The organism is Thalassospira sp. MCCC 1A01428, from assembly GCF_002115825.1.
In the GTDB taxonomy this organism is placed as follows: domain Bacteria; phylum Pseudomonadota; class Alphaproteobacteria; order Rhodospirillales; family Thalassospiraceae; genus Thalassospira.
Genome location: NZ_JFJZ01000088.1, coordinates 1 through 7,689 on the forward strand (window position 1 = coordinate 1; position 7,689 = coordinate 7,689).

The 7,689-nt window shown below is 48.6% G+C and carries 5 protein-coding genes; 1 reads left to right on the top strand and 4 read right to left on the bottom strand.

Annotated features, from left to right (window positions below; all coding sequences use genetic code 11):
* Positions 1-435 (top strand): hypothetical protein (locus tag THS27_RS27000; protein ID WP_168185011.1); only part of this gene is annotated, 435 nt, incomplete at its 5' end.
* A gap of 95 nt (positions 436-530) precedes the next feature.
* Here THS27_RS27000 and THS27_RS25390 read toward each other — a convergent pair.
* From THS27_RS25390 to THS27_RS25405, 4 genes are all read right to left on the bottom strand, one after another.
* A complete protein-coding gene (locus THS27_RS25390) occupies positions 531-1,484 on the bottom strand; it encodes a DUF4238 domain-containing protein (protein ID WP_085595690.1) in 954 nt (317 codons plus the stop codon).
* A gap of 409 nt (positions 1,485-1,893) precedes the next feature.
* On the bottom strand, positions 1,894-3,771 hold the full coding sequence (locus THS27_RS25395; protein WP_085595692.1) for an AAA family ATPase: 1,878 nt from the start codon (positions 3,769-3,771) through the stop codon (positions 1,894-1,896).
* Positions 3,772-3,931: 160 nt separating this feature from the next.
* Positions 3,932-6,643 (bottom strand): ATP-binding domain-containing protein, encoded by a 2,712-nt coding sequence (locus THS27_RS25400; RefSeq protein ID WP_085595694.1) that lies wholly within the window; start codon positions 6,641-6,643, stop codon positions 3,932-3,934.
* Positions 6,644-7,201: 558 nt separating this feature from the next.
* Positions 7,202-7,624: a 3'-5' exonuclease gene (locus tag THS27_RS25405; RefSeq protein ID WP_168185012.1), complete on the bottom strand. Its 423-nt coding sequence runs from the start codon at positions 7,622-7,624 to the stop codon at positions 7,202-7,204.
* Positions 7,625-7,689 lie beyond the last annotated feature (65 nt).

Consider the following 7,689-nt stretch of genomic DNA (forward strand, 5'->3'; position numbering starts at 1 on the left):
AGCCGTGAGGGGACGCTTACCAGAAACCCGAAAGAGCCAATTCTGATCGCCGATGATCTGGTCAGCGCCATCGAGCTAAACCGTCTGACACAGAAGCCGGTTGTATGGGCGGTGAAGGCAGAGGACCTGGAGGCTGTTGCCGAAAACCTGCGGCGGTTTATGCCCAAACATCATATCGTTATTGCGGCAACGGATGCCCATATGCCCAAGGAAAACAGCTCGAAGGAACTGGCAAAAGAGACTGCAAATTCCGTCAATGGCAGGCTGATTTTTCCGCTGTTTTCAAAAAATGACAGAGAGCAAAATATTATTACGCTTGGAGAGATGTTGCGTCAAAATAACACAAAACAGGTGAGCAAAATGCTACACAAAGCTAACCTAACTATTAGTCGTCTTCGTGTCAAAGGGCAAAAAACCAAAACTTATGACAATTGATGTCTCTCAACTAGAAACACCCCTGAGAATCTGCAGAAAATTACCAATAAATACCTCCCACTTAAGAAAAATTACTCTTCTGCATGTCACGATCTTTATGCACCCCCCCCCTTCCTCAACTGCATCAATGGAGACATATAATAAAATCCATCATCTTTCGAATAAACTTGGCAAAAAGAATTGGAAATTACCATAGAGTTAAAACTAGCCACTTGCTTCAAACTTGCACTTACACACTTTTCTTCCACAGAAGGCTTACTAATTACAACCAAGTCATAAGACAGAGGGAACCAAATATCAAATTTTTGAAAAAATTCGCATTGACTATTTTCCAATTCCCCACCTCCTCTATGGACTAAAAACGCCGGATTGTCAGAAGTGATAAAATTATGATTTTCCAACGACGAAAAATAAAAAGACCATTTTCTATTTTTTAAAAAACGGAAAGCACTCTCCCAATGCGCAACCTCAAGATTCACATAAGCGTCGTTATCAATTTTTACTTCAAAACTCCCCTCATCATAAAGCCTACGAGCATCTTCCCAAGCGAGGGGTTGATCTTTTCGCTTACTCCATTCTTCTTTCGATTCAAGCAAAATATTTGCTCCTTGGCTTCGAATCAGAGGGTCTAAAATTTTAAATAAAACATCCCTGAATTTTGGCCCACGCACTAACAAAAGCGCAATGAAACGGTTAAACAGAACACGATCACTTCCATTAATAAATTTTCTATTTTTTATCATACTTTGCAACACAGGCTTAATACGACCTTCAAATTTTGAATATTCCTCTTCCACAGAAAATTTTTTATCAACCTCATTTTTAAGTGTAAAAAAATCATTCTGCTTTGCTAGTTTTTTTGGTATCGCGCTAAAATTCTTCTGCCTCCTAAAATCAACCACAAACAACTTCTCACCCTTGACATCTTCTCCTAAAAAAAACTTCAAATATAATTCCGGAATATAATGATGTTTGCGAGGATTGTTCACTTCCACATCCAAAATAAAAATTACACGTAATTCATCAAACGAAAAATAAATTTCACCCAATAGTTATAACTAATGTAGATCCTCTTATCAACAGATTGAATCGATGATTCTGTTATTGGGAAAATTATGATGCAAGATAAAGACTGGATAAGGAGGCTAGTCTTTATGGCAAGAGAACTTAATCAGGATTTGCGGGATCGGTATGACCATATGTTTTTCATTAAGTGAACGCTGATAGAAGCGCCTCATCGTACACTGGGGCGATCATAAGCGCACAGTCACGGCTACCTTGCGATAGAGAGCAAAAGACCGGATCTTAGGAGTAAGAGGGAGCGCTGTCTCCGAACAGCTCGGAAAATCGGGATTTGGCCGACATATGTAGTTATGACATTATCAACGGACGCAGTCTGATGACAGATGAAAAGCAGCACCTTGTTGCCGCGAGTTTTGGTTCCTTCCTGTGGTGGCGTTAGTTAAACCTCTCAAAGATCGACGTCCAAAGGTCGAGCATTTGATTATCCACGTGTTTATCCGGATCAGCTAGGAGCTTCGATTTCACGCCGAGTGCGAGCTGCACCTTCCAGTCGTCGGGTAGATTAAAGCCTTCTCCGGCGGCCCAGGCTTTAATCTGAGGAACAATCGGCCTATCCTCTTCATAGCAATCCTCAAAGTCACGATCCGCTCGACGCTCCAGTCGATCCAACACCTGAATCAACAGTTTAGCTGGAAGGATGTCTTCGATCTCGCTGTCCTTCAACTTCCCGGTGAAAGTGTCGATAGTAAAGACCAAGTTTTTTGCTCCCTGATACAAGCCGTCTTGAAGAGATTTCGCTGCTTGCCTTCCGGCCGCGTCGCCATCTAGCAAGACGTAAGGAAGTACATCGTCGCGCCCCATCAGTATTGCGGCAATGATCTTGGCCGTCTTCGCCCCGCCTGAAGGCGGAAACACTAGTTCAGCAATCGGACTGATCCGTCCTTTGGCGATCAGGATGTTCTTGATCACAGACAAGTAGTGCTGATCCGACGGTCCCTCCACAATCACCGGAGTGCAGCCAAGCAGTAAGCTTTCGGCGACAGTCAGGTTCAAAGCCGAGTGCACTGCGTAAGTAGCTCCCGCTCCTTTGTCCGCGCCCTTGCCCTTGTTCGCCCCCAGATTGCTCGACGCTACCGTACCGCCGTCTACATCGACATAAACCTTGCGAACTCTGTCAAGACGGTCGGCGTCGATCATGAATGGCGAATGGGTGGTGAAAACGATCTGATGGGTCTTGGACAGATTGTCGAAGAAGGCAGACAGATCCCGCTGGGCCTGTGGGTGCAGGGAGTGACCCGGTTCGTCCAAAAGCACGATTGCATTGTCGTGCGTGTCTTCGCTCTCATACGTGAAAACAAGGAAGAAACTCAGAAACCACTGCAACCCAGTCGAACGACCTTCCAGCTCGATTTCTTCAGGCCGCCTGTCATCCGCCACCCATATGCGGAAATAGTTTCCATCCGCATGAAGCCGGAAGCGATAGTCGCCTTGCTTCCACCAGTCCTTGAAAGTCTTGGTCAACTTGCTCGAGGCCGACTGCAAGAGCGCCGTCCGCGTGCGGACTTTCTCATCATCCGACTGAATCTGTTCGTCGGTCTTCGTCACAACGCCGACGTTTTGTCCTTGCTGATTGACACGCGCAATTACGCCTGTGGATTTAGCCAATTCAAGAATCTCTTCGGGGCTGAGATTCACCAACTTGAAAAGAACCCGAAGCGTTCTCGCTTTCGCTGCCTCTTTGCCGCTGAGGTCGTCGCGTTTAAGGTTCTCAACCACATGAGGGAGGTAGATTTGGGCGTCGAGATTTCCGTAGTTCGAGTAATAGACGAACTTAGGAAGCGATTGTTCTAACTTGTCTGACAAACTCGGGCCGCGCTCAGGCTCTTGGTTCTCGTCCTGGGGTGGCGCTATCTCCGCTTCAAATGCTTCGCAAATGTCGAAGTCTGGGTCATCAGGAAAACTCCAGCCATACCGGCCGGAATAATCCCTGACCACCTCAATAGTCCCGCACTTTTCCTGATCTGCACCGTACTTGACAGCTAAGTCGCGCTCGGCGTCATCCAATTCAAAGATACAAGTGATAAAACTATGCTCTCCGGGATGCTCCCGCATTTCAGCATAGCGGGAACGAGGCATATCATCGAGTAGATTGATCTCGCCACTGCCGGACGGGTTTAACTTCCACAGGGGCAATAGGAGATTGGTTTTGCCAGCTTCGTTCTCGCCGATCAGCGCCGTCACATCTGAAGCATCAATCCAGCTGCTGTCTGTTACAGACCGAAATTCTGTTACGCGAAATTTTTTCAGCTTCATTTCATCACCTCAATTAATCTCCAGCCTCGTCAGACACCTTACCATCCGCATCGTCTCCAGACTTACAGTGATCATACGTTTGGATACCAACCACGCTTTCCACCAAAATCCGTTTTAGTAAAATGGCCGAGCAACTGCGCCAAGCCTGGTATCCATGACTTCACCACTTCCCCTGAAAATGGGTAGCAAGAGGTGCGACAACATCGGGAATAGCACCTGAGAAAGTGACACCAAGATAGGTCGCAGCGCGAGTTGCCCCGACGTAGAGAAACTTCGCAAAAAGTTCTGAGTGCTTTGCAATGGTCTCATCAAGTCCGACAAAGAAGACGGCTTCGAACTCTAACCCTTTGATGTGGCGAATATCGAAGACCCTAACGTCTCGGTCGTTGCCGACCACTTTCCCATCTTTGCAGGCAACCGCGGCCAAGCTGATTTCTTCCAGGCGGTCATTTAGGGTCACGGCGAGCGGCTCTACATTCGCCTCGTCGTTGACAAGCACTGCAATAGTTGTGGACTGTCCAAGCATCCGATCAATCTCAAAAATCCGACTTGTGAGCCAATCCGACACTTCGGCATTATCGCCAAGGCCCTCCTTCCACACCGGTGCCACTCCCTCGACATCTAGACGATCCGGCAGAATAATATCTTCGGCTATCGAGCCACCTAATGAGGCTACATCTTTCGCCAGATCGACGAGACGTTGGCTTTGCCGATAGGAAACAGTGATAGACTTCCGTAAAATACCGCTAGTGATCCAATCCAATGCTTCATTCGACTTCAAACCCCAAGATGTGAGCCGTTGGTTGATATCTCCACAAAGGAAAAAAGAACCAGAGATCGGGTGAGAGATTTCATGCATACAGGCGAGTTGAATTCGCGAAAAATCAGTAGCCTCATCGACCAAAACCTGTGCCCTATGCAGATTGCGCAGACTTCCGAGCAATCCCGAAGCCGGTAAATCATTTCCCGCTTGTCTTCGGTGGTAATCCAGTAGCTCATTGGCGATTTGCAAGGATGCAAGAACCACTAGATCAAGCTCTCGCCAGAAGATATCAGAAGGCTTTGAAGGCGTGGAACTATACCAACGCGATACCTTCGCACGGTCTCCCCGATAGCGTTTGTACTTCGGAGCTATGCCCCGAAGAAACAGGCGCTCCAAACGCTCGAATTTCCGAAGCCGCGCCTGCTCCGTCAGCAACTCACCCATACTCTTCAAATCATCGTCAGAGGGAATTCGTTGCTCTCCAAGCCAAGCCAAGAGCATCCCGTCCTGAGATTTCTCGGAAACAGAACGTCGTGTCAGCCGCGACTTTGCCAATGTTTTAAGGGCACGCTCCAAGCGAACAAGCGCCTGCCGTCGGCTTACAGGACGGCCTGGCTGTGGTTCTGCCTCGATTTGATCTTCATCGTCCAGTGCGAGCTCAAATTCCTCCTCACCTTCAGAAACTTGTACAGAATCTGAGAGTTGGCGAGATATCTCGTCTCGTAGGACATTGGGGAAGTTTCGGTCTTCGTAAACCAATGCATTGCGAGCCTTGACAAGCAGACGAGAAACCGCGTCATTCCTTGCTGAGACGGCTTCTCTAATGTCGGGGATCAGCTCAGCGACAACGCTAACCGCGTGCGCATACATGCCATTACGAGGGCTATCAAGGGCGTCCGACAGCAACAGGCCAATCGTTCTCAGATCGTCAGTCATTCTTCCAGCCAGCCAATTGGCATCAACCTTTACCTCCTCGAAAAACGAGGCATCAAGATACGACCGGAAATCGTCAAACCATGCGGCATCGTCACCTGTCTCAGCGGCAAGATAACTCTGAGTGCGCCGTTCAACGAACGGAGCACTCCCACTACTAGTCCGTAAAAGCTTCAGATCATCGCGTGCAATCTCCCATCTGAAATCATCCCAGGTGCGTATCTGCGTGTTGCTCGCAGCCAAGCCCTCTCTGGCGAATGCGTCCTTTACATATTGACGAAGAAGCTCGGTCGGGGAGAAAACAATCCAATTGGTCTCATGCGGACGGCCTGTTTCCGACTCGACCTGTTCGACCAACCGAAGCTCATCTGGCGTTTCCTGGAGCGCCTGTCTGTCAGTTTTTTGTCCCAAGCGCCTAATTAAGGTCGTCGTTTTACCTGTTCCAGGCGGACCAGACAGAAAACACTTCGTATTGATAGGCATCCTGAAAATCTCATCCTGATGCCGATCCAGAATGGGCTGATCGCGCAGCTCCATATGCGTGATGATTGCGCGGCGCACCCCCTCCACGACGTTCTTTTCGGAATCGTCTTCCCAAAGTGCATCAAGGTCGCCCTCCTCGATCTTCTCCTTCGGCTCGAGGAGATCGCACAGAGATCCAACGGTGAACTTCCCGAGATCGCGGATGTCTATTTCTGTATCTCTTGAATCCCAGCCTTTCTCGTCTCGGGTGGGCTTGAGCAATGCACGAGATTCGATCAAAAGATCGCGCTCTTTAGAACCAAACCGGAATGATCCCTCGTCACCGGCGGCCAAGGAGGCGATCTTACCCAGTTCAGTCCGGTAACTCGCAATCTTGTAGCCCGGAACCGAGCGGGGTGTGGAACGCGTGATGAAGATCACGTCTTCTTTATCGTTCTCATCCAGAAAATGCACACGTGCGATGACAGGTTGCTGAATCAAGACAGCGATGGCATCGGCTTCAACGTCCGAAACTGCCTCAATGTTTTTCGCCAGCTGAGGGCTATTCAGTGTGTTAATGGTCGTGAATGCGGTGACATTGCTCCGTTTGTGAGATGCGCGAGCACTTTCGGCATCAGCGGCTACCTTTTCGATGCAGTCGAGCGAGTTTCTAGCGATATCTTCGATGATCGCTTCTCGGTCTGTTTTGTTCATTTCATCACCTCACTCAATCCCCAGCCCCGGCAGGCCGTTTGCAATCCGCATCGTTCAACGACAACACCATAAAATTAGAGCCAAAGCGACCCAAAACCCCATGGGTCCGCTAAGGGTCCTGGGTCAAACTTCATAGATAAGCCTCAACGTCATCATGATCGTGAAAGAAAAAAATCGGGACAAGCCATCCATGTCTGCCGACGAACTCGTGGTGGAAGGCTTCCGTCATCATTCCGGTCATTCCCTCTCCAAAGAGGTCGTGCAGTGCCTTAGGAGAGAGGCACCTGGGATAAAAGCCGGAACACTCTAATCTCCGGCGGCCCAGAATTGGGACCCAGAGCAAGACCAACAGGAACTAAATTCTCAAGGCTGTCCTTAACCCAACCTTTCTCGATAGCACTAACATTTGTATTTCCTCCTAAGTAGCTATTCTTTCCCATGCGATCACCAAAAGCTTTGGCATACCAGAACAGCCGAACGTCAGCTGGCGTAACGAAATTATCTACTGCTATAGCAAAACTTTAAGCCCCCCATCATCAATGATGATCATAAATGCTCTCAATTTCCTGGCACGTTCATGATGTTTGTTGGCTCGCCAGACCACAAAACCAGCAAAGCCTTCTTTGCTCGCGTCGCAGCGACATGAAGTAAAGAACGATACTGTATTATGATATCCTCTCGGTCGGCTGCATCTACCGCCGCCATGAGAGCTCCCTGCGGAGGAAATGAAGAAGCAGACATGAATGGGATTGCCACCGCGAAAAATTCCAATCCCTTTGCCCTGTGCATGGTTGTTACACGAACACCTAGAGTAGATCTGTCATCTGCGCCGGCATCAAGAATTACAGTCTTAATTTGTGCTGATTGAAGTGCTTCTTTCACACGCTTTACATCGGCTTTACGTGCACACAGTACGCCAATATCCGACAGGCGAATCTGGTCCGATGGAAGTGTTTGAATCCACGAAACCAGTTTCTCCAATTCCAATGCTTCGGAAGCACAACTGACGAGATCAGGAGAAACACCGTAAGCGTCCCCTCACGGCT